The organism is Streptomyces bauhiniae (genome assembly GCF_004784475.1).
Lineage (GTDB): Bacteria > Actinomycetota > Actinomycetes > Streptomycetales > Streptomycetaceae > Streptomyces > Streptomyces seoulensis.
The window spans coordinates 26,664-49,749 of the sequence record NZ_SRRT01000013.1 but is presented as its reverse complement, the minus strand read 5'-3'; the positions used below and the strand labels follow the sequence as shown (position 1 = coordinate 49,749).

At 73.4% G+C, this 23,086-nt stretch carries 26 protein-coding genes; 11 read left to right on the top strand and 15 right to left on the bottom strand.

Annotated features, from left to right (window positions below; genetic code table 11):
• The 4 genes from E5083_RS32095 to E5083_RS30405 are packed head-to-tail and all read right to left on the bottom strand — an operon-like array spanning position 1 to position 4,161.
• Complete coding sequence (locus tag E5083_RS32095) at positions 1–1,035, bottom strand: Gfo/Idh/MocA family protein (protein WP_135788896.1); 1,035 nt, start codon at positions 1,033–1,035, stop codon at positions 1–3.
• Positions 1,032–1,934 (bottom strand): sugar phosphate isomerase/epimerase family protein, encoded by a 903-nt coding sequence (locus E5083_RS30415; protein ID WP_135788895.1) that lies wholly within the window; start codon positions 1,932–1,934, stop codon positions 1,032–1,034. Before E5083_RS30415 ends, E5083_RS32095 begins: the two co-directional genes overlap by 4 nt.
• The gene (locus E5083_RS30410) at positions 1,931–3,175 is read right to left on the bottom strand and encodes a methionine adenosyltransferase (protein ID WP_167513678.1); all 1,245 of its coding nucleotides are present in this window, start codon (positions 3,173–3,175) and stop codon (positions 1,931–1,933) included. Before E5083_RS30410 ends, E5083_RS30415 begins: the two co-directional genes overlap by 4 nt.
• Positions 3,175–4,161: a glycosyltransferase family 2 protein gene (locus E5083_RS30405; protein ID WP_135788893.1), complete on the bottom strand. Its 987-nt coding sequence runs from the start codon at positions 4,159–4,161 to the stop codon at positions 3,175–3,177. Before E5083_RS30405 ends, E5083_RS30410 begins: the two co-directional genes overlap by 1 nt.
• Positions 4,162–4,344: 183 nt before the next feature.
• Here E5083_RS30405 and E5083_RS30400 point away from each other — a divergent pair, with 183 nt between their 5' ends.
• The 5 genes from E5083_RS30400 to E5083_RS30380 all read left to right on the top strand — a co-directional run bounded on the left by E5083_RS30400 (position 4,345) and on the right by E5083_RS30380 (position 8,154).
• Positions 4,345–5,703 (top strand): NsdA family TPR-like regulatory protein, encoded by a 1,359-nt coding sequence (locus E5083_RS30400; protein ID WP_135788892.1) that lies wholly within the window; start codon positions 4,345–4,347, stop codon positions 5,701–5,703.
• A 160-nt stretch (positions 5,704–5,863) separates the two neighbouring features.
• Positions 5,864–6,184 (top strand): hypothetical protein, encoded by a 321-nt coding sequence (locus E5083_RS30395; protein WP_135788891.1) that lies wholly within the window; start codon positions 5,864–5,866, stop codon positions 6,182–6,184.
• A complete protein-coding gene (locus tag E5083_RS30390; RefSeq protein WP_135788890.1) occupies positions 6,184–7,299 on the top strand; it encodes a tyrosine-type recombinase/integrase in 1,116 nt (371 codons plus the stop codon). The genes E5083_RS30395 and E5083_RS30390 overlap by 1 nt, the downstream gene beginning before the upstream one ends.
• 31 nt (positions 7,300–7,330) lie before the next feature.
• Positions 7,331–7,669 (top strand): hypothetical protein, encoded by a 339-nt coding sequence (locus E5083_RS30385; RefSeq protein ID WP_135788889.1) that lies wholly within the window; start codon positions 7,331–7,333, stop codon positions 7,667–7,669.
• Positions 7,670–7,749: 80 nt separating this feature from the next.
• A complete protein-coding gene (locus E5083_RS30380) occupies positions 7,750–8,154 on the top strand; it encodes a RapZ C-terminal domain-containing protein (RefSeq protein WP_135788888.1) in 405 nt (134 codons plus the stop codon).
• Between the two features lie 18 nt (positions 8,155–8,172).
• Here the strand turns inward: E5083_RS30380 and E5083_RS30375 are convergent, their stop codons facing one another.
• The 3 genes from E5083_RS30375 to E5083_RS30365 form a co-directional block, all read right to left on the bottom strand.
• Positions 8,173–8,790 carry a hypothetical protein gene (locus E5083_RS30375; protein ID WP_244317709.1) on the bottom strand — a complete coding sequence of 206 codons (618 nt, stop codon included), beginning with the start codon at positions 8,788–8,790 and terminating at the stop codon, positions 8,173–8,175.
• 99 nt (positions 8,791–8,889) lie between these two features.
• Positions 8,890–9,309, bottom strand: a complete 420-nt coding sequence (locus E5083_RS30370; protein ID WP_135788934.1) for a hypothetical protein — start codon at positions 9,307–9,309, stop codon at positions 8,890–8,892.
• A 94-nt stretch (positions 9,310–9,403) separates the two neighbouring features.
• The gene (locus E5083_RS30365) at positions 9,404–9,706 is read right to left on the bottom strand and encodes a hypothetical protein (RefSeq protein WP_135788887.1); all 303 of its coding nucleotides are present in this window, start codon (positions 9,704–9,706) and stop codon (positions 9,404–9,406) included.
• A gap of 158 nt (positions 9,707–9,864) precedes the next feature.
• Between E5083_RS30365 and E5083_RS30360 the strand changes: the two genes are divergently transcribed.
• The 3 genes from E5083_RS30360 (at position 9,865) to E5083_RS30350 (ending at position 11,995) form a co-directional block, all read left to right on the top strand.
• Positions 9,865–11,148, top strand: a complete 1,284-nt coding sequence (locus tag E5083_RS30360; protein ID WP_244317708.1) for a hypothetical protein — start codon at positions 9,865–9,867, stop codon at positions 11,146–11,148.
• An 88-nt stretch (positions 11,149–11,236) separates the two neighbouring features.
• Positions 11,237–11,512: a hypothetical protein gene (locus E5083_RS30355; protein WP_135788886.1), complete on the top strand. Its 276-nt coding sequence runs from the start codon at positions 11,237–11,239 to the stop codon at positions 11,510–11,512.
• A 102-nt stretch (positions 11,513–11,614) separates the two neighbouring features.
• Positions 11,615–11,995 (top strand): hypothetical protein, encoded by a 381-nt coding sequence (locus E5083_RS30350; protein WP_135788885.1) that lies wholly within the window; start codon positions 11,615–11,617, stop codon positions 11,993–11,995.
• Positions 11,996–12,065: 70 nt separating this feature from the next.
• On the opposite strand, the gene E5083_RS30345 is transcribed toward E5083_RS30350, so the two are convergent.
• The 3 genes from E5083_RS30345 to E5083_RS30335 are packed head-to-tail and all read right to left on the bottom strand — an operon-like array spanning position 12,066 to position 15,432.
• Positions 12,066–12,686, bottom strand: a complete 621-nt coding sequence (locus E5083_RS30345) for a hypothetical protein (protein WP_135788884.1) — start codon at positions 12,684–12,686, stop codon at positions 12,066–12,068.
• A complete protein-coding gene (locus tag E5083_RS30340) occupies positions 12,683–14,014 on the bottom strand; it encodes a hypothetical protein (protein WP_244317707.1) in 1,332 nt (443 codons plus the stop codon). The genes E5083_RS30345 and E5083_RS30340 overlap by 4 nt, the downstream gene beginning before the upstream one ends.
• Positions 14,015–14,046: 32 nt before the next feature.
• Positions 14,047–15,432 (bottom strand): hypothetical protein, encoded by a 1,386-nt coding sequence (locus tag E5083_RS30335; RefSeq protein ID WP_135788882.1) that lies wholly within the window; start codon positions 15,430–15,432, stop codon positions 14,047–14,049.
• A 395-nt stretch (positions 15,433–15,827) separates the two neighbouring features.
• On the opposite strand from E5083_RS30335, the gene E5083_RS30330 reads away from it, so the two are divergent.
• Together E5083_RS30330 and E5083_RS30325 are read left to right on the top strand one after the other, a co-directional pair.
• Positions 15,828–16,505 (top strand): hypothetical protein, encoded by a 678-nt coding sequence (locus tag E5083_RS30330; protein ID WP_135788881.1) that lies wholly within the window; start codon positions 15,828–15,830, stop codon positions 16,503–16,505.
• A 221-nt stretch (positions 16,506–16,726) separates the two neighbouring features.
• On the top strand, positions 16,727–17,104 hold the full coding sequence (locus E5083_RS30325; RefSeq protein WP_135788880.1) for a hypothetical protein: 378 nt from the start codon (positions 16,727–16,729) through the stop codon (positions 17,102–17,104).
• On the opposite strand, the gene E5083_RS30320 is transcribed toward E5083_RS30325, so the two are convergent.
• The gene (locus E5083_RS30320; protein ID WP_135788879.1) at positions 17,090–17,854 is read right to left on the bottom strand and encodes a hypothetical protein; all 765 of its coding nucleotides are present in this window, start codon (positions 17,852–17,854) and stop codon (positions 17,090–17,092) included. The two genes, E5083_RS30325 and E5083_RS30320, sit on opposite strands and share 15 nt — an antisense overlap.
• Positions 17,855–17,942: 88 nt before the next feature.
• Between E5083_RS30320 and E5083_RS30315 the strand changes: the two genes are divergently transcribed.
• Positions 17,943–18,353 (top strand): hypothetical protein, encoded by a 411-nt coding sequence (locus E5083_RS30315; RefSeq protein WP_135788878.1) that lies wholly within the window; start codon positions 17,943–17,945, stop codon positions 18,351–18,353.
• A gap of 80 nt (positions 18,354–18,433) precedes the next feature.
• Here E5083_RS30315 and E5083_RS30310 read toward each other — a convergent pair whose 3' ends face one another.
• The 4 genes from E5083_RS30310 to E5083_RS30290 all read right to left on the bottom strand — a co-directional run bounded on the left by E5083_RS30310 (position 18,434) and on the right by E5083_RS30290 (position 21,794).
• A complete protein-coding gene (locus E5083_RS30310; RefSeq protein WP_135788877.1) occupies positions 18,434–18,904 on the bottom strand; it encodes a hypothetical protein in 471 nt (156 codons plus the stop codon).
• A 91-nt stretch (positions 18,905–18,995) separates the two neighbouring features.
• Positions 18,996–19,718 carry a hypothetical protein gene (locus E5083_RS30305; RefSeq protein WP_135788876.1) on the bottom strand — a complete coding sequence of 241 codons (723 nt, stop codon included), beginning with the start codon at positions 19,716–19,718 and terminating at the stop codon, positions 18,996–18,998.
• Between the two features lie 1,177 nt (positions 19,719–20,895).
• Positions 20,896–21,282, bottom strand: coding sequence for a MarR family transcriptional regulator (locus tag E5083_RS30295; RefSeq protein ID WP_135788875.1), 387 nt, complete (start codon positions 21,280–21,282; stop codon positions 20,896–20,898).
• A complete protein-coding gene (locus E5083_RS30290; RefSeq protein WP_135788874.1) occupies positions 21,279–21,794 on the bottom strand; it encodes a helix-turn-helix domain-containing protein in 516 nt (171 codons plus the stop codon). Before E5083_RS30290 ends, E5083_RS30295 begins: the two co-directional genes overlap by 4 nt.
• Positions 21,795–23,086 lie beyond the last annotated feature (1,292 nt).

Here is a 23,086-nt window from a genome sequence, read left to right as displayed (position 1 = left end):
TCAGTCCTTCCGGGGGTGGTGCGGGCCGGGGCGGCAGGTGGCGGCCAGGGCGAGCGCCAGGTCTTCCACCCGCAGGGCGAGGGCGGCGCTGGTGGGCAGGTCGGCCGGGTACTGCCCGGCCAGCCGGTCGCTGACGGCCTGCCACATGGCGGCGAAGGGGTCGGCGAAGCCGTCGCGCTTGCTGGTGGCGGTGGTGACGGATGTTGCGGCGGGCGCCTCGTAGGGGCGGGCGAAGTCGACCGTGGCCGCGTCGGACGGGCCGCTGAAGTGGATCTGTTCCAGGAAGCGGCCCGGCGGGGTCGCGCTGATGACCAGGGTGAAGGTCTCCGCGGCCGGACCGTGGAGTACGGCGTGGAGGGACTGGCTCTCGGCGTCCAGGGTGCACGCGGCCGGCGTCACGCCGGGGACCGCCAGGACCAGAGCGGTCAGCAGGTGGTAGCCCTGCCACAGCAGGATCTGGAGGGCGGCGACCTGGTCCGGGCCGCCGAGCTGCTCGGGTGCCGCCTGGGGCGGGTCGTCCGTGAAGGTGTACGGGTCGAAGCCGGGCGGCAGCAGGCGCCGCCGGGCGGTCTCGTCCACGCCGTCGGCCTTGATGAGCCAGCCGCCCGACGGGTCGGGGACCGCCGCGAGGGCGGCGTGCAGGGCCGGGTCGTGGGCGCGCATCGCCCCGACCTCCAGCAGCAGCCCCGCCTCCTGCGCGCGGGCGGCCAGTTTGCGGGTGCCGGTGACGTCCAGTCCGACCGGCTTCTCGGTGAAGACGTGCACGTTCGCGTCCAGCGCCGCTTCGATCAGGTCCTCGTGGACGCCGGTGAGGATCACCAGCATGTCCGCACCGTCGAGCAGGTCCTTCGTGGTCCCCGCGACGCGGGGCACGGCGAAGTGAGCGGCGGCGGCGCGGGCCCGCGCCGGGTCGCGGTCGGCCAGTGCCGTCACCTCGAAGGCGGGGCGGGAGGTGAGCAGAGGGAGGTGGAGACCGAAGGCGGCGGCGCCGCATCCGGCGACGGCCAGTCTCCACGGCCGGGTCTGCGGGCTCATCGGGATGCCTCCTCGGGGGTCCAGCAGCCGGTGGCCGCGCGGTAGGAACGGGCGGCGATCTCGTCCTCGGGCAGGGCCCGCAGAACGGGGTTGAACAGCTCCACCGAGACGGTCCCGGTGTAGTCGACCTGGGTCAGCGCATCGGCGAAGGCGGACCAGTTGAGGGCGCCGTCGCCGGGGAACAGCCGCAGCCCGTCCGTCCAGCCGTGCGGGGTGCCGGCGTGGGGGACGTCCGCGACTTGTACGTGGCCGACTCCTCCTGTACCGAGATCCGTGATGTGCCGGGGGTCGGCTCCCGAGACCGCCCAGTGGAAGGAGTCGACCAGCACCGCGGCGTTCTCCGCGCCGCTTTCGTGCAGCAGCTCGGCGACGGCGGGCAGGGTCGCGGCCACTGGGTGGGGGCCGGCGAGTTCGGGAGGCAGCCCGTCCACGACGCTGACCGCCTCGACCGCGAGGCGCACGCCGTACTCGGCGGCGGTGTCCGCGAGGCGGGTGATCCGCTGACACGCGAGGGTCAGGGCCTCGCCCTGGTCGAGCGGCGAGAAGGGGTTGAGGACGGTCGTGGCGACGGGGCAGTCCAGTTCGGTGAACGTCTTCAGCCGCTCGCGCAGGGTCAGCAGGTGTTCGTCATACGCCGCGGTGTCGACCAGCAGCGGGGCGGGCAGTACGGGCCCGGCGGGCAGGATGCCGCTGGCGGCGGCCACCGTCAGGCCGTGCTCGGCCAGCAGGTCGCGGACCCTGGCGGCGCCCACGGCCTGGGCCTGCTGGATGGACAGCTCGACCGCCTCGAACCCGGCGGCCGACGCCAGGGCGAGGAAGTCGGGCAGGTCGACACCGGAGAGGGTGGCGGGGTTCAGGCACGGCAGGAACGGGGCGGCCGTCTCGCGGTGGGCGATCATGCGGTGGCCAGCTTCCCGGCCAGCAGCCGCTCCCGCAGCCCTTCCAGGTCTTCCATCACGGCGGTGAGGACCCGGCGGGCGTCGGCGGCCAGGATCGGGTTCGGGCCGGAGGTCTGGACGACGGCCTGCCACGGGTCGGCCAGGTCCCGGCCGGACTGCGAGACGAGTGCGACCGCGCACTCCAGCCCGGTTTCCTCGTGCAGCCGGCGGGCGGCCTCCGTGGCGGCCAGGTTGTAGAGCTTGCCGACGTGGTAGACCGGGTTCTTGCCGGAGACGCCTTCGGCCGACCAGGGGCGAAGCATCGAGATCAGCCCGTTGGAGCGGTTGCCCCGGCCGACCACTCCCTCGTCGCCGGACTCGATGGATGAGCCGGTGGCGGTCAGGTAGAGCTCGGGCCGCTGGTCCTGGTCGCGGGTGTTGACGAAGACCTCGATGTCCACGGTCGGAGCGATCCGCGCGGCCGTCTCGATGATCAGCTCCCGGGCCAGCGCCCGGCGGGCGATGTAGGTGTCCAGGTCGGGGGTGTGCCGGGCGATCTGCGGCACGCACGCCGTCAGGCGCACGCGGGTGCCGGTGCGCACGACCATCAGCTTGATGTCCGTGCCGAAGTACGGGTGCTCGGCACGGAAGCTCTCGCTGCTCAGGTGCGTCTCGATGCCGCTGGCGAGCTGTTCCCCGATCCCGAGGGGGGCATAGCCGACACCGGCGGAGGTGTCGTTGGAGAACAGGCGGTGTCGCTCGGCGAGGTCGTCCAGGCTCCGCGGGGCGAACCAGCGCTGGCGGGACGCCTCCCGGTCGGCGTTCGCCCCGGTGGTGACGGCCCCGGGGCTGGACGCCTGGGTGAGCCGGGGCCTCACCTGCACCCACCGCCCGGTGTCCAGCAGCGGCAGGGCGGCGCCCAGGAACTGCCGCGCCGCCGTGGTGACGATGTCCTCGACGGGGATGCTCTGCTCGCCCAGCGCCGTGGTGATCCGTCCGTTGACCAGGACCTGGATCGGGGCGGTCATCTCGCCATGTCCGAACGCGACGTCGGCGGCGCCGCCCAGCAGCGCGAGCTTGTCGGTGTTGTGGTGGAGGATGGCGCCGAAGTGCTCCAGGCAGTACGCGCTGTACGCACGGGAGATCGCCTCTGCCATGCCGTCGGCGAGGGTGTCGGGGTGGCCGGAGCCCTTCCGCTCGATCACCTCGACGGCGTTCTCGGCGCCGGCGGGGTACAGCCCTGCGGCCGTGATGACGTCCATCAGCAGGTCTCCTTGGTCTTCTGGGCAGGCAGGTGGGCGAGCGCGATCGGGCGGCGGCCGAGCAGCCGCAGGCGTCCGCGCTCCAGGTGGTAGGCCCCGATGCGGGCCAGGTCGCGGGCCGACTCCACGGCGCGGGAGCGGTCCAGGAAGGTCCATCCGGCGGCCAGTCCGATCACGGCCTGGTGCACCGCGTCCCGCCCGGCCTGGATGGCGGCGGGCTCGACGCGCACGCTCAGGTGCATCCGGGCGACGCAGATCCCGTGGCCGGCGCCCTGGCGGACGAAGTACCGCAGGGTTGTCTCCGGCCGGTAGACGGGGTGGGAGACGACGGCGGCCGGCTCGATGAGGGTCTGGTGACCGGCCTGGCGGGCGCGGTCCACGAACTCCAGGTCCTCGCAGTCTCCGAGCCACCGGCCGCGGCGCCCCAGGTCGGTACGGAACAGGCCGATGTCGAGAGCGGTCTGACGGTCGAACAGCAGGTTGCAGCCGGTGACCCAGTACGGCCACACCGCCAGCTCGCGGTGATCGGGCCAGTCCACCGCGCCGTGGCACTCGCGCAGGGCCTTCGTCAGCGCGGTGACCTCGCCGCCGGGGTACTCCACGACGGTGCGGCCGCCGACCGCGAACACCTCCTCCTCCTCGATCGCGGCCACCAGGGTCCCCAGCCAATCCGGTTCGGGGGTGATGTCCGGATCGGTGATGGCGACGTAGCGGCCCCGGGCCGCGCAGATCCCGCGGTTGCGGCCCGCGCTCAGGCCCGGCGTCGGCTCGTACAGCACCCGCACCGCGAACGGCCAGTCACCATCCCGGACGGCCTCGGCGATGGGGCGGACCGGTCCGGGCAGGTCGTTGTCCACGACCACCGCCTCGAACCGGTCGGCGGGCAGGCTCTGGCGGGCCAGGGCATCCAGCAGGTTCCGCAGGCGCGCGGTGTTCCCGCGAGCGCTCACCACCACTGACACCAGCGGTACGTTGAACTCGCCCATCGTGGCTCCCTCCTTCACGGCGGTGTGTGCGGCGGGTCCATGGCACCGCCGCCGACCCCGGGCGGGGAAGGCGAAGCCTGTTGCTGAGGTGTTGCGGACCGTATTTGGAACCGGTGCCGCCGGGGTGAGCGACTGGCTACTGTCAGCAGCGCACCCCCCGGCCCCGGTGCGGAGGAGATCTCGATGGCCGCAACGCCGTTACGCAGCCCTCTGGCCGCGCTGCGCGCCGAACTCGACGTGACCGGCGAGGAGTACCTAGACCGGCTCGATGACTCCCACCACGCGCTCGGCTACGGCCGGATGGCCAAGCGGCGGGAAAAGGTGTCGCGCTGGGAAACCGGCGTCCATGCTCCCGACGAGCCCACCCGTTACGCGATGGCCCACCTCCACGGCATCCCCCCGGCGGCCGTCACCGAACTCGGCTGGCCGGGATTCCTCCTCCTGGCCTTCCCCGGTGACCGCCCGGTGCTCGACAGCCCCTGGTCCCCTGCGGGTACCGTTACAGCAGTAGCGGCTGCCGCTCGGGGAGGGTCCATGGATCGACGGGGATTCCTGATCTCCAGCGGTGCGGCACTGTCCGGCATCGCGTCCCACTGGAGCAACGCGGTCACGGACGTCCCACTACCGCTCGCGGCCCCCGGCCGCCGCCTCGACCCGGACCTGATGACCCGGCTCGAACGTCGCCTGGACGACCTGCGGCATCTGGACGACGTCCTCAGCGGCAGCGACCTGCTCCCGTCGGCCGTAGAGGAATACCGGCTCCTGAGCGGGTACGCCAGCAACACGACCTGTGACAGCAGCATCAGCCGCCGCCTGTTCTCCGCGCTCGCCGAAGCCTCCCGCATGTGCGGCTGGCTGCACTTCGACGCCGATCAGCACGCACAAGCCCAGCGCTTCTACATCACGTCCCTGCGGGCGTCGGCCTCCGCCGGTGACCCCGAAGTCGGCGCGAACACCCTGAACTTCATGGCGATTCAGACGTACTCCAAGGGCAACCCGCAGGACGCCGTGAACCTCGTACGAACCGCCCAGTCCCGAGTGGCCGGTGGGGTAACCACCCCCCGCGTCCGCGCCCTCCTCCACGCCCGTGCCGGCCGGGCCCTGTCCAAGACGGGCGACCTGAAGGGATGCGCCAGAGAGTTCAACGCCGCCCGTGACGCCTTCTCTCGGGGCACACACGACGACGATCCGCCCTGGGCCTACTCGGTCACCGAAGGCGAGATCGAGATGCTGGCGGGCTCCTCAGCCCTCGACCTGGGCGACCCGCGCCGCGCCCTGCACAGCTTCACCGCCGCCCAGCAAGCCGAGTACAGCGCCGCCGGCCACGTTCGGGACAACGTTCTCTACCTCTCGCGCACCGCCCGCGCTCACCTCGAACTCGGCGACATCGACGCCGCCTGTGCCACAGCGACTGACGCCTTCCGTCAGAACAGCAGCGTCAATTCGGCGCGCCCCTCCGACGCCCTCACTGATCTCCGTGGCCAGCTCGCCCCACACGGAAGCATCCGGGCGGTTCGTGAGTTCCTGGCCATGGGGGCATGACCCCTCACGCGCTTCCATGGCGCGCCGTGGCCGCGACCCCGTCGGCGTCCTTGCTCGCTTCCGGTGCAAGGCAGAGCCCCCGGACCTGAGCCCGGCGGGGGCACCCCGTTGCTGTCCGTCCTCGCAGGTAGTTTTGGGGATCGAGAGCAAGGAGGGGCACATGGCCGACGGGGAAACCGCCCTGAAGTTCCAGCTGATCGTCGAAGACGAGGCCGCCCTGGACCGCGACCGTGCTCTGGTCGCCTTCCTCAAGGCCCGGATCGCCGAGCGGGCGAAGGTGGCGGAGGAGGAAGAGGAGCGTCTGCTGGCCGGGGTGAACCGGAGCCTGCTGGAGTTCGAGGAGAAGTTCGAGCACCCGCACCGAGACGACGACCGGCGCAGCTTCTTCGCCGGGCAGATCCAGGCTCTCGGCTGGTCGCTCCGCTGTGCCGCCGCCGCCTTCTCCGCGCACCCCGACTTCCGCGAGGACTTCCGGCCGTGATGCCCAGACCGGAGGTCGCTCAGCGTCCCGCCGGCGACATCGCCCTGCCGCCGACCCGCGCCGAAGACGCCTTCGCCCAGATCCGCGAGGCCCTCGGCGAGGTCGCGCCGCGCGACCCGGTCACCCGGGAGCTGGGCCCCCGCCGCCACCGGATGGACATCCTCCGGGACATCTGCCGTGTCGACACCTTCACCACCGTCATGAACTGGCTGGCGTCCTCGACGATCCCCAGCGTCAACAGCAAACGGGCCTACGCCGACGACCTGCGGTTCTGGCACTCCTTCGCCCGGGAGCTCGGCCACGAGCGCTTCTACATCGGGTGCATCACCCGGGGCGACATCACCACCTGGCGTCTCAGCGAGGAACGCCGCGAGCGCGCGGACCGCAGCATCGCCCGCCGCCTGTCCGCCCTCTCCTCCCTCACCACCTTCGCGGCCGAGGAGTCCCAGACCTTCATCCCCAACCCCGTCACCCGCCACAACCGGCCCCGCATCGACCGGCGCGACGAGACCACCGCCACCCCCATGATCGAGGTCGAGGACCTCACCGACCTGTTCGAGTGGGCGGAAAGCCTTCTCGACGTCGTAGTGATCGCCCTCGTCTACACCTTCGCCGGCCGCGTCTCGGAGTGGTGCGCCGCCGACGTCGAGGACCTCCACAACGGCCGTACCCCCGCGATCGACCTGACCCGCAAGGGCGACAAGGGGCACCAGTGGCAGCTTCCCCCCGGCGTGCCCGGCCTCCAGGAGCTCCACCTGCTCCTGACGCGGCTGGTCGGAGGCCGCACGACGGGGCCCCTGCTGGTGGACGCCCAGGGCGAGCGCCTGGACCGTCATGACGTGGACCGCATCCTCACGCGGCTCGGCAAGCGCGCCGGCGTCCTGCCCGGCCGCGATCTCACCCCGCACGTCCTGCGCGTCAGCCGTCTGACCCACATGCACGACGACGGCGTGCCGCTGGCGGAGATTCAGGAGTTCGCCGGCCACCGAGACCCGGCCACCACGCTCACCTACATCCGCCGCCGCGGCGACGGCGAGCGCCGGGCCAGGCACGCGGCCGCCGCAGTGGCGAAGTTCCGCCCCCATCTGGACCGATGGCTCGCGCGGACCGCATGACGCCCTCCCTCCGTCGGGCATGGTGAGACGCATGAGCGAGCGCACGTTCTCCACGGCCACCGCGGTGGCCGTCGCCGAAGCCGTCCGTCCCTGGCTGGGGCAGAGCGGCGACCAGCCGCCGCCGGCCGCCGCGATCGTGGCCGCCCTGCGGGCCGCCGAAGCCGAGCACGGGGGCCCGGTCCGCGACCTGTGGGGCCACGCAGCGGGCAACGCCGAGCACGCCGCGGCCGCCGTCGACCCCGCCCGCGCCGGATGGCTCTGGGCGACCTCGCTCGACTACGCCGCCCGCGCGGTCCAGGCCGCGCCGACCCGTGCCGTCCCCCCTTCGGGTGGAACCGCTGACACTGCCCTCTGCCCGGCGTCTCACTGAGACGTCTACCAGCTGCGACACGACCAAGTGGAAACGGGAAACCCCTTCTCCTGTCGCCGCCCCGCCCCGAGCCTGGAGCCATGAACCCCTTACCCGTCACGATCGAGTCCTTCGGCTTCCGCCACCAAGACGACCGGCCCGTGGGCCACGCCCTCCTGTTCGACGTCCGGGGTCTGCTGCCCCGCCCCGCGGCGGGCCGGCAGACCGTCACCGGCCTCGACCCCCAGGTGCGCGGGCAGGCCCGGCACAGCGAGTGCGCCGAGGAACTGGTCGAGCGCATCGCGGGGGAGACCGCCGCGCTCCTCGCTTACGCCGGGCCGCGCGGCCGGAGCGTGCACGTCTTGATCGGCGGCACGGACGGCGTGCACGGGAGCGTCGCGGTGGCTGAGTGGGTCGGCGAGATGCTCCGGGAGCGGCTGGGCGCCGACGGGCCCCGGGTCGAGGTGACCCACCGGCACATCACCCGGAGCGCGGTGAGGCCGTAGGGGGCCGCCCGGCGGACGTCAGCGGCAGCCGTAGGAGCGCAGTAGGTCCCTGGACGTGCCATCGGCCGGAGCCAGCGGACGGACCCCGCCGTTGACCGCGTTCTTCAGCTTCAGCGGCGGGAACTTGTGGCCCTTCGGCGTGCCCTCCGGAACCGGGCCGCCCGGCCAGACCTCCATGACGCCGCTGCGTTCTCCGCCGTTCGCCGGCACGGTGGTCACCACCGAGGCGTTCTCCCGGCCGTACGGCGTACCCGCCAGACACCGGCCGGTCCCGCCCAGCTCGCGGTCGAAGCGGTCCCACGACGACATGAACACGTGCGACGAGGCGGTGCTGACGCCCCACACGAGGGCGATCATCGCCCCGATCGTCACCCACACCGCGCGAGGGGCCAGACGGTGACGGCGTGCGAGGAGGCGGCACAGCAGTCCGCCGAGTACGCATCCGGTGAGGGCGCTGGTCAGCCAGATGATGGTGACCAGGGGCTGCTCCAGCAGCAGGTAGGCGTCCGCCGTGACCGTGACGGCGGCGGCGAGGAAGCCGACGCCGCAGGCCAGCACCAGGGCCATGGCGGCCGGGTTCGCCTCCTGCGGGGAGGCTCCGGCCGGTCGGGCTCCGGTCGAGGTCGTCGCGGTCACGCGGGGGCCTTTCTGCTCGCGGCGTGTCGGTGGCGGCAGCATCGCACGGCTCGCTGACACCGGCCCCACCGCTGTCACCGAAACGTTGACAACCGCCGCCTACGGCGTGCGCTTGATGCTCGCCAGGCGCGCCCGCATCTCCTCGCCCACGTCGGCACCGCTCATCCACTCGGACAGGCGGTCGTGGTCGGCCGCGGGCAGCGCGCCCTGCTGGACCCCGGCGTAGAGCAGGCCGCTCATCACGGTCGTCTGGACCGTCCTCGGCGAGCACAGGGACGTCAGGAGATTCTGGAGCAGCGCGGCCATCGCCGTGTCGCCGGCCCCGGAGGCGTCCACGTATGCGCGGAACAGCATCGAGGCGCGCAGCTGGTCGGCGAGGAGCTCGCGGTCCTCCGGGCTGGTGGCCGCCTCGGCCAGCAGGTGGTCCTCGATCTTCTTGGCCTGCTCCAGGTCGCCAGCCACGAGGGCGTCGCGCAGAGCCGTCGCCTGCCGAGTCTCGAAGATGTCCGGCAATGGCATCACCACGGGAGCCCCCTGTCGTACGCGGTCGGTCCGTACGAGGGTATGCCGCTTCCCGGGCCGCCGGGGGCGGTGTTCGAGAGGGCGGCCGGGATCAGTCGGTGTCCGGGCGCGGACGGTGTTCGTCGACGAGGTCGGTCAGCCACTGGGGGATGTAGTGGCCGGGCTCCCCGGGGGAGAACGTCCGCTCGGCCTGCTCGCCGGTCTCAGCGCCGGTGCGGTCGAGGCCGGGGCCCCGCACCGTGACGATGCCGGTCTGCTCCCAGCGGCCGCCGCGCTTCTCGTACGTCACCTCTGCCACCGAGGCGGTCAGGCCCCGGCCGACGCCCGCGGCGATCTCCCAGTGGCCGGGGATGTCGGCGTTCACCTGCTTCGTCGGCCCTGCCTGCTTCGCCATCGCTCTCACTGCTTCCTCGTCCGGCGGGTGGTCCGCAAATCTACCGCGAGCCGCGGAACCGGTTGAACGCGTCGACAGGGCGGCCCGCGCTCGGGCACCATAGGTAGCCGGCAGGGGGATAATGAGTCCTCAAAGATCGAGGAGGAGGGAAGTTCCGCGTGACGACGAGCCCAGTGCAGGAGGACCCCGCCCCGGTGAGCGAACAGCTCTCCGACCTGGTCAGGGAGGTGCTGGCGGACCCGGAGGTGACCGAGAGCGTCGGCAAACACGTTCGGTGGGTGGAGGGCACGCTGCACCGGGCGCTGAAGGAGAAGGACTACCGGGACCGCTACGGCGCATCGCTGAAGGACCTGCTCGGACCCGGCGCCGCCGCCCTGTGCGACATGACCGACGAGGGGCAGCTGCGGGCGAAGGAGCTGAAGACCCCGCCCAAGCACGTGACCGCCTCCCAGCGGCGCCGTGCCAGCATCCTGCGCCGCCTCGCCGCTGCGGCCGGAGTGCCCAGCGGGGCGTACTCCTACCCCAAGCCGACCCCCAAGGGCACGATGCCGGCCTGGGCCCGCAGCGAGCTGCACAACCGGGTGCGGACCGAGGTCGACGCCCGCCCCTCCGACCCGGGCCGGGCCCGCTTCCTGGTCGTCCTCGGCACGGTGCTCGACACCGCCGCGCGCTCTGGGGAGCTGTGCACCATCGGCATCACCGACATCGCCCCCGACCTGTCCCTGGCGAAGATCACCCGCAATCCCCAGGCCGACGGCTCCGACCTGCACGTCACCGAGGTCTGGCCGCTCTCGCCGGTCACGCAGGCCGCCCTGGCCCACTGGCTCCCGATCCGGGCCCGCCTCACCGAGGACCTGGAGGGCGGGGCCGGCGCCCTGTTCGTCGTCCTGCACGGCAACCGCGCCGACCACCGCCAGGGCGCCTACAAGCGGGGGATGCCCCTGATGCTGCGCGGCATGATCGGCAGCTACCGGGCGCACGTCCAGGAGCTGAAGGCCGACAGGACCAACCGCGGGGGAGCGGGCTGGGAACTGCCCACCGGGCTGGAGCAGCTGCGCCGCGGGGTGCAGGAGCGCCGCGACTCCTACGCGGACGAGCGCCGGGCCGGGGACCGCAAGCCGAAGTGGGCCCCGTACCTCGTACGGCGACCGCTGCTGAACGACGAGGCGGAGAAGAAGGAGAGGCAGGCCACCGCCGCGGCGTTCGCGGCCGTCGCCCAGGCCGTCGACGCCTTCCACCAGGCCCGTGCGGCCGCCGGGGACGACACCGATCCGCGAGTCCTCAAGGCCCGGCGCACGCTGCGCGAGGCGACCAGGACGGCGTGGGCCCGGTCCGACCACGCCACCGTCCTGAAGCTGCTCGGGCAGGCCAGGCTGGAGAACGCCGACCTCGACGCCGCCGGGTACGCCGCCGAGCTGCTCGACGCCCTGGAACGCTCCTGAGCCCGCCGGGACCTCCGGGTAGGCGCGTAGGGTTCAGCGGCGTCCGGCACCGGGCAGGAACAGGCCGGTCGACATCAAGGAGCAACCGATGATCGTGAAGTTTCTGCGCTGGTGGGGCACGGGGTCGCCGCTGTGGCGCCGCCTCGTGGCGGCCGCCGTGCTCGGCGCCGCCGCCTTCGTCGCGGGCCAGGTGTCGGCGCTCGCCGGAGGAAGCCCGGTCCTCACCTTCGGCCTCGCCGGCCTCGCCGCTGTCGCCATGATCTTCTTCGGCTTCACGCTCATGATGGCCCGCGCCCGCGGAGAGCACGCCTACTCGCCCGGCTGGTACCGCCGGTTCCAGGAGCAGGTCCACTCCTCGCGCTGACCGGCGGCCGCGGATGGGTACGCGTACTCATCCGCCCTGCCGGAGCCCCGGCCATACTGGCCGTCGCGCGACCCGTACGCGAGCACCGACAGGAAGACCAGGATGGACAACCCACGAGAAGACGCCGGCCGACCGGCCGGGGCCGGCCCGGACTACAGCGACCTGTCCAACACCGCGGTCGCCTACCGCTGGGTGCCGGGCGAGCAGGGCCGCGAGCCGGGAAGCCAGGAACGCATCACCGCCGAGCTCGCGGCCGGCCTGGCCATGCACGCCGAGCGGCAGGGCGCCCGCCTCACCGGCGACATGAACATGGACTTCCCTCAGTTCCGGAACCTGCCCAAGGCGGTGCGGCGCGAGCTGCTGCGGACGATGTGGCGCCAAGAACGCTGGTGGCGCTTCGGCTCCCTCGTTCTCGTCCGGGCCTGGCAGCGGACCCGGCCGGTGACCGCGGCGGAGACCAACCGATCGGCGCCCCGGCGCTGATGCCCGCAGCCCCGGGGGGCCGCCACCATACGACGACGGTGGCGGCCCTCCTGTTTGTCCCGGCGGTCCTTCAGCGGCCCGCCAGAGCCAGGGCGCGCGCGTGGTCCTCGACGTACGCCTGCATCCGGCGCTCGTCGAAGGCGAAGGCGTGGGCCAGCGTCACCGCGGCGAACCAGCCGCCCGACAGGAGCAGTTCAGGATGGTCCTGCGCTGCGGCACCGGGCCGCACCCAGTCCTCCACGAGGTCCAGGGCCTTCTGCTCCCTGCCGGCCAGCTCCTCCCGGTCGGCCTCACCGGTGCGATGCAGCTCCTCGGCGAACAGGGCGGCGACGCCGATGGTGACCGAGTCGGCTGGGTGCTCCACGGCCGGGTTCGGTTCCTGCTCGCGCACCGTGCGGGCCTGGATGTCGAGCCAGTGGCTGACGGCCGCCGGGTCGCAGTCCTGGGTGATGGCCAGCGCGGCGACCGCCGTCCGGCCCAGCGAGCACACGATGGGCACGAGCTCGGCGCGCAGGTCCGCGCCGCGCGCCCACGTCGACATGTAGCGCAGGCCCTCGTCGAGCCCGCCCCGGGCCTGGTCGATCGTCTGCTCCAGCCCCTTGCGCTCCAGCGCCCCGCCCATCAGCGCCCGTACCAGGGTCAGGGCGGCCAGCTGGGGGCCGACGGCCGCACGCACGGCATCGCGGTTCATCGCCCGCCCCTCTCGTCGGCGGCGGCCGGGGTGCCGATCGGCAGACCGGATCGGTGCGGGGAGCGCTCGGCGGCCAGGTGGACGCCGTGGTTGTACGTACCGGCTCCGGCGGCGTGCATCCAGTGAACGGCCCGTCGCAGCCAGTCCGCCGCGGTGTAGTCGGCCGGCCGGGTCTTGGAGCGCACCCGTTGCCAGTGCCGCTCGCGGCCCAGCTCCGCCCGGATCTCGGTGAGCGGTTTGCCGTCCAGGGCGCCGAGCACCCGGGCGTGGGCGAGGGCGTCGAGGGCGCGGTCGTCGTCCAGCGTCGAGGGGAGCGCCGCCCGCGCCCCGGCCACCGTGCGGCCTACGGACGCCAGGGCGTACGGGAGCTTGGCCACCCGCCCCTCCTCGACGCCGAGCTGGTCCCGTACGGCGGCCGCCGCGGCGGTGAAGGCGGCCCGGTCGACGTCGACCAGGAGCCCGTCGTCGAGGCGGCGCCCGATCTCGTCCAGGGTGAAGGTGCACGCGCTGGTGAAGGTGTCGGCGAGCTCGTCCAGGCCGTCGAGAGCGGCCGCCAGGTCGGCGGGGGTGTCGCCGGGTGTCTCCCAGTGCTGGCAGACGAAGGCGTACAGCGACCGCTCCGCCTCCCACACGGCCCCCGCCGGGGTTCCCGCGACGGCGGGCAGCGCCCGCTGGATCGAGCGGCCGTACGCCCGCGCGCTGTAGCGCTTCTCCGGGACCGGCCCGGTCAGCTGTGTGGTGACCGGGCTCTGCCAGGTCTCCTCGGCGCGCTCCTCGCCGGGCTGCGGCATGGTCCCGCCCGCCACCGCGCACCACTCGCCCGGCGGGTAGAGGACCGCTTCGGCGCGCTCCTGCTCCGGGGTCGCGGCGATGACCTCCGGCAGTACGGCGACTGCGCCGGAGGCGTGGGCGGTGTGGCTGGTCCACTCCCGCAGGTCGTACACCAGATGCGAGGCGTCGCTGAGCGACCGGTGTACCGGGTTGTCCGGCTCGCGGTCCGGCTGGTGCCAGTCGGGGATCAGGCCGCCGCCGTACGTCTGCACGAGCTCGCGGTAGGCGCTCAGGTGCTGGTGGGCCGCCTCGATCTGGCGGGCCATCAGCACCGCGACCGTCGAGGGGACCTCGGCCGGCCGGTGCTCGAAGGCCCGTACCGGAGCGGGCCCGGCCGCCGCGACGTCCTCGACGGCGGCCTCGCGCGCGGCGGGGCGGGTGTCGACCTCCAGGTAGTTGCGTCCGCCGCTGTAGGGGGCCGGGTCCGTCACGGTGAAGTGCTCGCTCAGCACGTCGAGGAGGGCCTGCGTGGCCGCGTCGTCTCCGGTGATCCTCACGCGGGCGACCCCGGGCAGGGTCCGGCGGCCGCTCATGACAGCGTCCCGCGGACCGCGACCAGACCGCCCAGGAGGTGCCCGGCCCCGGCGGCCCGGCTGACCGCCTCCAGCCACTGGTCGCCTTGGCGCTCGCCCACGCTGCCGGACGGCACCACCAGGAGCAGCGCGCTGCGCTGCCGGGCGGCCTTGCGCCACTCGCCCGGCGTCGCGTACCCGCCTTCCTGCCGGTACCAGGCGCCGGTGCTCGCGGTCATCACCGAGACCAGGCGGCCCCCGTCGCACCGCAGGCTCCACCCGTCCAGCTTCGGGAACGGCTGCTGGCCGGAGAGGTCGACGGGCTTGAAGCCCTCGGAGAGCCGGGCCGCCAGCCAGCCCTCGGCGCCGTACGCGTCGGGCTCGCCCGGCTCGATGAGGACCAGGGGCACCGTCCCGCCGCCCGGCCGGCGGGCGAGGCTGAAGGTGGTGTAGTCGGCGTTGCGGGGGTGCTGTTGCCCGGCCGGCCTCTCCGGCTGGCGGTCCTCGGGGGCGACCTCCAGCCCGCGGCGCTGCCGCTCGGCCATGAGCTCTGCCCACGGCCACACCCGGGTACGGCCGCAGCCGGGGTGCGTGAACACCGGCACGACCGTGTCGAGCTCCCGGCCGTCGAGGGTGAGGGTGCGCATCGCCACCCCGAGGTGGATCTCCGGTTCCGCCGTCACGTCGAGCGGCTGGTCGCACAGGAAGCACTCCACCGCGTCGCCCGCGGCCGCGGACTTCTCCGCGTGCTGGATCAGGGCCTGCATCTCCTCCCGGTCCAGCAGCTGGTCAATGCCCGCGCTCAGCAGGTAGGCGGTGCCGCCGGCGACGTCGAAGCGGCGCGTCTCCTGCTCCTGCTCTCCGTCCGGGGCGCCGTCCTCGGCGGCCGGGGAGGCGGGGGCGGGGGCGGCGCCGGCGGCGGCCGCCCACAGGTCGAGCGTGTCCTCCAGGAGCGCCTCCAGGTCCTCCGCACTCATCTCCTCGACAGCGGCGAGGACCGCCGGACCGTACCCGTCGCGCCCGGTGTCGTGGGCCACCGCGTGGAACCGCCGGGTGGCCGGGGAGCAACCGAAGCCGGGGGAGGGGAGGAGCGCGTAGACGGTGCCGGCGAGGCTGGCGACGACGAGCCGGTCACCGGCGAGGACTTGGTCGGCGAGGCTGGCCTGGCATGGCTGGCACTGCTCCAGGCAGGCGCCGATCAGCGCGGAGGCGGTCTGCATGTCGGCCGTACGGTCGGCACCGAACCCGGAGCCGTCCAGCGCGGGCAGCTCAGGCCCGCGGTGGCGGTGGACGGTGCCCGACTGGGCGGAGGTGTAGGAGGCGCCGCTCGCGGCCTTCTTCGCCTTGATCCGCTCGCGCTCGGCGTGGCTCTTACGGCGGCGGGTCTTGTCGTTCTTCGGCACAGCTGACTCTTCTCGGCGCGGCACGGTCCCATGACCCGGCGCGCACGAGGATCAGCGCACGGCGGAGGAAGTCGTCAAGGACGACGACGGGGAACTCGTGCGCTGGCGCGCTGCCGTCTCCGGTAGCTGACCAGGTCCCGGGGGACCCTGGCACCTTTGCCCTCATGCCGCTCGGTCATGGGCCGCAGCGACGGGCTTGGGCCTACGCAATGCCCACCCCCAGAATACCGGCACGCCGAAGCGAATCCAGGGTGAAACCGGCCATCTTGGGCGTCTTTCCGGCCGTACGTGTCCCGTCCGGTGTTCCCGCCGTTGTACGCGGCGGCGCGGCCGCCCGGCGCGTCACCGCGCGCGGCGGCGCGGACCGTCGCCGCCGCGTCGAGCGAAGGATGCCGATGACCCCCCAGCAGGACGCCTCCGCCGAGGACCACATCCGGAGCGCGGTGACCGACCTGGTCCGTGTCTTCGAGAACCTCGGAGCCGAGCACCAGGCCCTGACGGCTGAAGAGGCGAAGACCTCCGCGAAGGAACGCCGCGGCACGGTGGTCCGCATGGCCGAGGACATCGCCCAGACCGCCCGCACCGTCTCCTCCACCATCATGGAGCTGGCCACCGCCCGTGGACTGCGCGACCTCGGCGTCCCCCACCAGTTCGCCAAGGACGGCGAAGGGCGCGACTACAGCCCCCTGCTCACCCTGCCCGCTCCCTCCGACACGCTGTACGACGCGGTCACCTACCTCTCGGAGGCCGCCGCCGCCCTGGGCCGGGCGTACGAGCCCACCAAGAAGAACCCCGGCCTCGCGGTGGCCCGCTGCCCCGGCCACATGAAGGTGGTGTTCACCAGCCTGGGAACAGCCCTTCGCGCGGTGTGCGCCGACCTCGCCACGAACGACGCCGAGGTGGCCCAGGACTACGCCGCCACCCAGGCCCTGCTGGCCAGGCTGGAGGACCGGGTGTGCCGTACCGTGCCCGCCCAGGGCGCCGGCCTGAGCGCGGAGGAAGTCGCCGCGGCGATCCGGGCGGACCCGGCGGTGGCCCGAGCGGCCGCCGACGCGCTGGCGGAGAGCGCGTGAACGCAGGCCGCCCCGGCAGGCACGGGGGGAGCCTTTCGGGGCGGTGCTGCGCTCAGCGTACGGGCGTCACTGCACGCGAGCACCGGCTTTGCGTCAGCCAGCCGCCATCAGGTCCTCACGCGGGGTCGGCGTCGGTAGTCGTCGCACCGGTACAACGAATCGCCCGGTCGGCGGACACGCCCGGCCGCGTTGCCCCAGGTCCGCCGCGTCGTTCACCGGTCATGAGCACCACGCCGCACCCCAGCGCCGCCCCGGCTCTCGCGCAGCGGGCCGAAGCGCTGGCCGAGGCCGCCTGCGCGCTGCACGACGTCGCCGGCGGCGCCGGGCCCTGGGCCGCGACGGCGGCCGAGGACGCCATCGAGGCCGTCGAGACCACCTTGCTCGCCCTGTCCGCGGCGCACAGCGCCGCCGGGCCCGCCTTGGCCCTCCTGCGGCAGGACCTCGCGCGCCTGCGCCGGGACCTCGGACTGCCGCCTGGCGACCTCCCCGCACCCGGCCCCGCCCGCAGCGCCCCCGTCACGCCCCCGGACGGACGGGGGCGCCGGCCGCGGCGCCGCGGGCTCGGCCGCGGCTACATTCCGCTGTCACCGTTTCGTTGACAGCCGTGCGGCGTCCGCTTCCAGGCGGACCTGCCGCACCTCATCGAGCAGGGCCTTCACGACGCCGTGCACCCGCGCCGCCTCGACGGCCCGCTCGCCGGAAGGCTCCAGGGGCGGCTTCCCGTACGGCATCAGCCGCATCCCCATCGTCTCCAGCTCCTCAACCAGCTGGGCACCGTCGCCGTCCTCCGCCCGCAGCCGGGCGTCGATGGACCGCAGGGTGTAGGGGGCGATGTAGTCCTCGGCCAGCTCCGGCCACGCCCCGGCGACGTCGACCAGGGCGGCGGCCGTCTCGCGGATGCGGGGGAGCTGCGCGGCGCACCACGCGTCCACCGCCCGCCGGCGGGCGCGCTCGCCCCGCTGCGCGTGCACGTCCCGGTCGCGGTTGTGCGACAGGGCCCGCTCCAGGCGTGTCGCCCTGGCCTCGGCCGCCTGCCGGTGCTCCAGGCCGAGGCTGTCCGCGATCCGCTGCCAGGACGCCTTGCGCTCCCGGGCCCCGCGGATCAGGTTGCTCTCCAGCGCGTCCAGGCGGGCACGGGCCGCCTCGACCTGCGTCAGCGCCGCCAGGAGATCCTCGGCCGGCACCTCCGTCGCCTCTTCGCCGTCCCGGGCGAAGTACCCGAACGCCTGGGCTCGCACCGCCAGCATCACCCTCATCGGGTCGAGGTACTCGCCCTCCACGTACCGCTCGCGCAGCAGCTCCTCGGCTGCCTCAAGCACACGCTGTCGCTTCACCGGGTCGATCGCCATGACTCCACCCTTCCACCCCGACGCCTCTGTCACCAAAACGTTGACAAGGCGCCGTAGGGCCTGACGGCGCCCCGGATAGGGTCGCGCCATGTTGCAGGACGAGATGAACAACAGCGCCATCCACCAGCGGGACATCAGCGTCGACCACTTCGGCGCCGGGGACGTCGTGCACGTAATGGCCACCGTGGTCGAGGCCCGCCAGGGCCACCCCTTCTTCACCTACACCGTCACGGGGCAGACCGGCGACCACGCGACCGGTGAGACCGCGCACGTGCTCAGGAGCGACAACTCCACCGTGCGGGCACCCGCCCGGTACCTGATGCACCGGACGTCCTGTGCCGAGTGCAGCGCCTTCGAGGACGTCCTGCGCAACGAGATCACCACCGCCGACTACGGCGAGGACACCCAGCCCCACGAGGTGATGCTGATGGCCCGCTCCGCCGACGGCCAGCTCCTGCACATCCTCGACGTGATGCGCCTGGAGGAGGGCACGGCCTGACGGCGTGCAGTGCCTGTCACCGGATCGTTGACAGATGCTCCGGAGTGCCCCGTGCCTGCCGCGTACCGGGCCGCAGCGGCTCAGCCGTACGTGGAACGGCACAGCTCGACGATGTTCGAGCCGACGCCGTTGCGGGCGGCGGAGCGGCACAGCGCCCTCATGTCGTGGTTCGCCGGCGGGGCGTGGAGCGGCTTCTTCACCACCCGGGGCACCGGCGCCGCCGTACGCCGCGGCGCAGCAGGGGCAGGGCGGGCCGGTCGCATCCGGGGCGGCGGCGCGGCCGCCCGTGGGGGAGCGGTCCGTCGCACCGGGGGCTTCGGGACGGCCGCAGCCGACCCGAAGTCGCGCCCGCGGCCGTGCGGCCTGTCGTCGTCCGTACGCACCAGGGCCTCGCGCGCGGGCGCCTGGCTGGGCGGAGTGGTCACCGGGGGAGCGACCGCCGCGGCGGTCGTCGCCGGAGGCGGGGCCGGGCGGCCCTCGGCCCGCACGCTGACGCACGCCGTGGCGGCGAGGAGGACCAGCGGGATCAGCAGGACGGGACGGCGGCGCATCCGCCCACCGTGGCGCAGGTGACCCGGCGCGGCCGCACCGACACGGTTACCTCCACCTGGACGGGTGACGGCACGGGCCGGGGCGGACGGGTCAGTCGAAGTCGCTCAGCCGGTGCGGTACGAACCCGGCCCTGCCCTCCCGGCGGGCGACCGCGTCCAGCACCCGCGGCCACTCCCGGTCGACCTGCTCCTCGGCCGTGAGTCGTCCGGCGCGGCCGAGGCGGGCGATCCTGTCCAGGACCCCGTTCGGGCCCCGGCTCTGCTCCCGGTCGGCCGCCTGCCACAGGCGCAGAACCTCCTCGACGTCGCCCTCGTCGCCCCCCAGGGCGTGCACGAGGGCCTGCACCGTGTCCCAGCGCGTCAGGACGGCCCCGCTCAGGACGTTGCGCACCGCGGCGGCGGCCGGGTGGCCCGTCACCGCCTCGACCCGCCGGGCGAGGTCCTCGGCCGAAGGCCAGTCCGCCAGGGCCTGGAGGCCGCGCAGGCGGTCGGCGAAGGCCCGCCGCGCGGGGTAGAGGTCGGGGGGCGGCAGGCACGAGGGGCAGTAGGCCCGCAGGTGCCCCTGGCCAGCGTCGGTCGTCAGTGCGCAGAGGCCGGTGGCGGCACCGCACCGGTGGCACTGCCAGTCGATGTCCGGCGCGGTGCGCGGCAGAGGCTCGCCCCTGCGGAAGGTCATCACCGTGACCTCGGTGGGCACGGCCGGGCCGGTCGCGGTCGGGGCAGCGTGCCGGACGGCCTGGGTGTACTTGGTGCCGGTGCGCTCCTTGCGGGCGCGGGCGCGGGACTTGGGGCCGCTGGCTCCGCTCTTGGTCATGACAGCTCCGTCACGGGACCCCACGCATCCCGCCGGGCTCGGGCGCCATCAGCGCGGGCAGGGTGCACTTCGTTGCGCGGGCCCGCGCCGGGAGCACCCGGGGGTCCTTGGCCATCGTCCGGCAGCGTGGGAGCCGGGCGTCTTGTGGCGTGCGGCGTGCGCGTCCTGCCGCTGGCCGGCAGCCTACCGCGCCACGACCTCCCGATGTCACCGGAACGTTGACAGCCCTTCGGGGCGAGGGCTAGCGCCAGGTGAGGAGCCGTCGGCCGCTGTCCGGCAAACGGGTTTCGGCGTACCTCTCAAGGCCACAGAAGCCTCAGACGCCCCTGTGAGCGCCCGGCGGCGCATCCCGCACGGAATCCGACACGGAAACCCTGAACGCGCCCCAGGGCCCGCACCAAGCCGCTCCTCGGCCCTCCTGCGGCCCGGGGAAGCCCCTCCACCTGCACCGATGCGGCGCCCCGCTCCTTCAGTCGCCGCGCGAAGCGCGTCCTTTCTATCCCTCTCACGGACCCGCACCCGGCAGCGGTGGGTCGGGGGAGCACGGATGAGAAGCCGAGCGGATGGGTGGGGCGGGGCCTGCCCGGCCCGTATGGCGCCGAGGGGGCCCGCGCACCGCGACCGCGGCCCCGCCCCACCCATCCGCCCCTCTTTCGCGCGCCCGCGGCGCGCTCTCTCACACCAGGGGGATAATTAGTCCTCGCGCTTTTGATCAGCGGGTGGGTGCCCGCTCCGCGTACTGGTGCGGGTCCGTGGACCGCGGGCCCGGCCCGGTGCCCACCGGTTCGACCCGCTCCGCTGCGCACGGAGACGCCGCTACTACGTCGCGGGGGCTGGCCGCGGCACGTCGGCCTGGGTGTCCCGAGGGGGAGTGGGCCCAGTAGGGCCCACGGACCCGAGGGAGAGAGGCGGTCGCGGGGGACTCATTATCCCCTGGCCGGTAATGGAGGCCGGTTGGGCGGTCGGGCAGGAGGCGGAGACCTTCGGTGGCGCGGAGGGCGGCGACGGCCCGGAGCTCTCGGGGCTTCTGGGCGAACCGGGAGCGCGGCGGCCGGCGGTGCGTTGGCTCCAGCCAACACGCCCGCACGCCTCGACCCTCAGCTGTTGGCTGGAGCCAACACGCCGGAAGCCCGCCCCCACTCGGTGGGAACGGGCTCCAAGGTTGGCAGGCGGGCGGCTACTCGTCGGCGGCGCCTCGAAGGGGGAGGTGCCGAACCGTCGCCAGCGGCTCCTCCGGCCGGTCGTCCTCGGCCGCCAGCTCCAGGACCTTGTTGCTGGCCCGGTAGAACGGAACCGTGCCGACTCGGAAGGCCAGCGTCAGCCAGCCGTCGGCGACCAGGCGGCTGATGCTCTTGGATGTGCTCCCGCGGCTGATCTTCACGGTTTCAGCAACGACCTTCGCGGTCTCCCTGACCGTGTCCCCCAGCGGCGCGGCCGTGAGGTAGTACGTCAGCACCCGGAAGTCGGCGCCTGGCAGCTCGGCTGTCTCGACGAGGAGCTTGCGCATGAGGTCGACCGAGAACGGAAGGGCGCGCGGCCGCATTGCGGTCGTGGGCGAGGTCATGACGCCTCCTTCTTCTTCTGGGCCGCTGAGGCCGGGGCGGGTACCACCGGAAACCGTGCGTCCTTGACGGCTTCCACCTGGGTCGCCGCGGGGCCGTCGAAGGCTGCTCGCGGGTTGACCCTGTAGAAGGTGATCCGGCCGATCTTCTCCGCTTCGAGGAGAAGTCCGCCAGCGTGCAACGTACCCAGGAGCGTCGAGATCGTAGCCGGACGTCCCCCCAGGATCTCACCAATCTCCTTGTAGGTGAGCCTCAGCGGCTCAGCCCCATCCGGCGAATGGGCGAGGTAGAAGAAGAACAGGTCCCTGTGCTTCGCGGTGTAGCCGCTGTCCCTGGCGTAGAGCTTCGCCAGGAGAACCTTCGGCACGTTGACGTGGCGCCCCGGGTGAGGAGTCCAGTCGTAGCGGACACGGGTTCGCTGAAGTGTGTCGTCCTCGAAGAACGACATCTGCACAAGCTCACCGGTTTCGTGGTTCACGGCCTTGCCGCGACGAACCGGGTTGGCCCCTGACATACCCCTCCTCACCTCGGATGATTGCCTATACGCAACCGCAGGGGCACACCGTATCCGGTGCGGTTGCCTATAGGCAAGGACCAGGGTGCACGGCGCGGCGAGCGGGTCCTGCGCACCCGGAAACGCGGCTTTGAGTGCCCAGTTGCGTATAGGCAACCGCAGAGGCCGAAACTGTAATTCGAGTGGCAGTTTGGAGCTACTCGGAAACGCTCTGACCAGGGGAAACGATCTTCGCCTCTAACTACGTAGTAGACGTCCGCTGCCGTCTGCGGGCGGTGAGGCGCCTTCGGCGCGTTCACCGGGGCTGCGGCCGGACGACGGCTTGCCGGTCTACCGGAGTCGGGGGCAGTAAGGCGGCTTCGCCGCGCACCGAAAAGCACGTAGCCCCGCCGACCCCCCTTGTTGCCAGCCGTCTTTCCCTCCCCGGCCCCGGGCCGGCCCGCACCACCACGACGTCGAGCAGCTCCTCCAGGCCCTCCTCGACCTCGACCCCTCGCGCCCGCCACGACGGCGCCGCCGGCCGGACGACCACCTGGTCCACCACCCCGGCCACGACGGCACTGCACCACTGATCCCAGGGGCAACTGTCCAGGGAGGGCCCCCTGGGCCCGAGCGGTCAAGCGCGCAGGCCGCGGAGCGAAGCGGAGTGGCCGAGCACTTGAGGACAGGCGGCAGTGGCTGGTCCAGCGCAGCCGAAAGGCGCTGGTGGGGGGTCCGGGGGGAGGCGCCCCCCGGCGATGGGCGGTCCAGCGCGCCCTGGGCGCTGGCGAGGGGTCTGGGGGCGAGGAGCCCCCAGGTACCGGCCCGGAGGGGCGGGACGCTGCGGCAACGGTGGGCGGTTTACGTGACGGGCCGGCCCCCGACTGCGGGTCGTGGGGCTTGGGGAAAAGCAGCTGGCTACGGGAGGGGGGTGGGTGGCGTCGGTGATCATCTTCGGGAGGTCGGACGGGTGGGGGCCGGCCGCCGTACCGCCGCCGTCTCAGCAGCAGGAGCGTGAACGGTCCACTCGCTGCGGCCGGGGTCGAGCGTGAGCAGCTGCTGCCGCGAGGTGCCCGGGGCGGGTCGACCGCTCCGCTCAGTGCGGCCGAGGGGGTGGTCGCAGTTGGCCGGCGGAGGAAGCGACTTGATCGGCGTGTGCGCCGTTGACCGCGGCGGAGCCGCCTTTCGGCCTCAGCTTCGTGGGACCTGGAGGTTCGCGCGGACCCGGTACGAGGCCAACGCGCCGTAGGCGCCACCGAGGCCGGGCACACGTCGGCCCCCGGGAGGAGCGTTCTCCCGGGAGCCGAGTCGGT

Bases quoted from the DNA above. Each gene is read 5' to 3' on its own strand.
- E5083_RS32095 (WP_135788896.1), bottom strand. From the start codon at position 1,035: ATGAGCCCGCAGACCCGGCCGTGGAGACTGGCCGTCGCCGGATGCGGC.
- E5083_RS30415 (WP_135788895.1), bottom strand. From the start codon at position 1,934: ATGATCGCCCACCGCGAGACGGCCGCCCCGTTCCTGCCGTGCCTGAAC.
- E5083_RS30410 (WP_167513678.1), bottom strand. From the start codon at position 3,175: ATGGACGTCATCACGGCCGCAGGGCTGTACCCCGCCGGCGCCGAGAAC.
- E5083_RS30405 (WP_135788893.1), bottom strand. From the start codon at position 4,161: ATGGGCGAGTTCAACGTACCGCTGGTGTCAGTGGTGGTGAGCGCTCGC.
- E5083_RS30400 (WP_135788892.1), top strand. From the start codon at position 4,345: ATGGCCGCAACGCCGTTACGCAGCCCTCTGGCCGCGCTGCGCGCCGAA.
- E5083_RS30395 (WP_135788891.1), top strand. From the start codon at position 5,864: ATGGCCGACGGGGAAACCGCCCTGAAGTTCCAGCTGATCGTCGAAGAC.
- E5083_RS30390 (WP_135788890.1), top strand. From the start codon at position 6,184: ATGCCCAGACCGGAGGTCGCTCAGCGTCCCGCCGGCGACATCGCCCTG.
- E5083_RS30385 (WP_135788889.1), top strand. From the start codon at position 7,331: ATGAGCGAGCGCACGTTCTCCACGGCCACCGCGGTGGCCGTCGCCGAA.
- E5083_RS30380 (WP_135788888.1), top strand. From the start codon at position 7,750: ATGAACCCCTTACCCGTCACGATCGAGTCCTTCGGCTTCCGCCACCAA.
- E5083_RS30370 (WP_135788934.1), bottom strand. From the start codon at position 9,309: ATGCCATTGCCGGACATCTTCGAGACTCGGCAGGCGACGGCTCTGCGC.
- E5083_RS30365 (WP_135788887.1), bottom strand. From the start codon at position 9,706: ATGGCGAAGCAGGCAGGGCCGACGAAGCAGGTGAACGCCGACATCCCC.
- E5083_RS30355 (WP_135788886.1), top strand. From the start codon at position 11,237: ATGATCGTGAAGTTTCTGCGCTGGTGGGGCACGGGGTCGCCGCTGTGG.
- E5083_RS30350 (WP_135788885.1), top strand. From the start codon at position 11,615: ATGGACAACCCACGAGAAGACGCCGGCCGACCGGCCGGGGCCGGCCCG.
- E5083_RS30345 (WP_135788884.1), bottom strand. From the start codon at position 12,686: ATGAACCGCGATGCCGTGCGTGCGGCCGTCGGCCCCCAGCTGGCCGCC.
- E5083_RS30330 (WP_135788881.1), top strand. From the start codon at position 15,828: ATGACCCCCCAGCAGGACGCCTCCGCCGAGGACCACATCCGGAGCGCG.
- E5083_RS30325 (WP_135788880.1), top strand. From the start codon at position 16,727: ATGAGCACCACGCCGCACCCCAGCGCCGCCCCGGCTCTCGCGCAGCGG.
- E5083_RS30320 (WP_135788879.1), bottom strand. From the start codon at position 17,854: ATGGCGATCGACCCGGTGAAGCGACAGCGTGTGCTTGAGGCAGCCGAG.
- E5083_RS30315 (WP_135788878.1), top strand. From the start codon at position 17,943: ATGTTGCAGGACGAGATGAACAACAGCGCCATCCACCAGCGGGACATC.
- E5083_RS30310 (WP_135788877.1), bottom strand. From the start codon at position 18,904: ATGCGCCGCCGTCCCGTCCTGCTGATCCCGCTGGTCCTCCTCGCCGCC.
- E5083_RS30305 (WP_135788876.1), bottom strand. From the start codon at position 19,718: ATGACCAAGAGCGGAGCCAGCGGCCCCAAGTCCCGCGCCCGCGCCCGC.
- E5083_RS30295 (WP_135788875.1), bottom strand. From the start codon at position 21,282: ATGACCTCGCCCACGACCGCAATGCGGCCGCGCGCCCTTCCGTTCTCG.
- E5083_RS30290 (WP_135788874.1), bottom strand. From the start codon at position 21,794: ATGTCAGGGGCCAACCCGGTTCGTCGCGGCAAGGCCGTGAACCACGAA.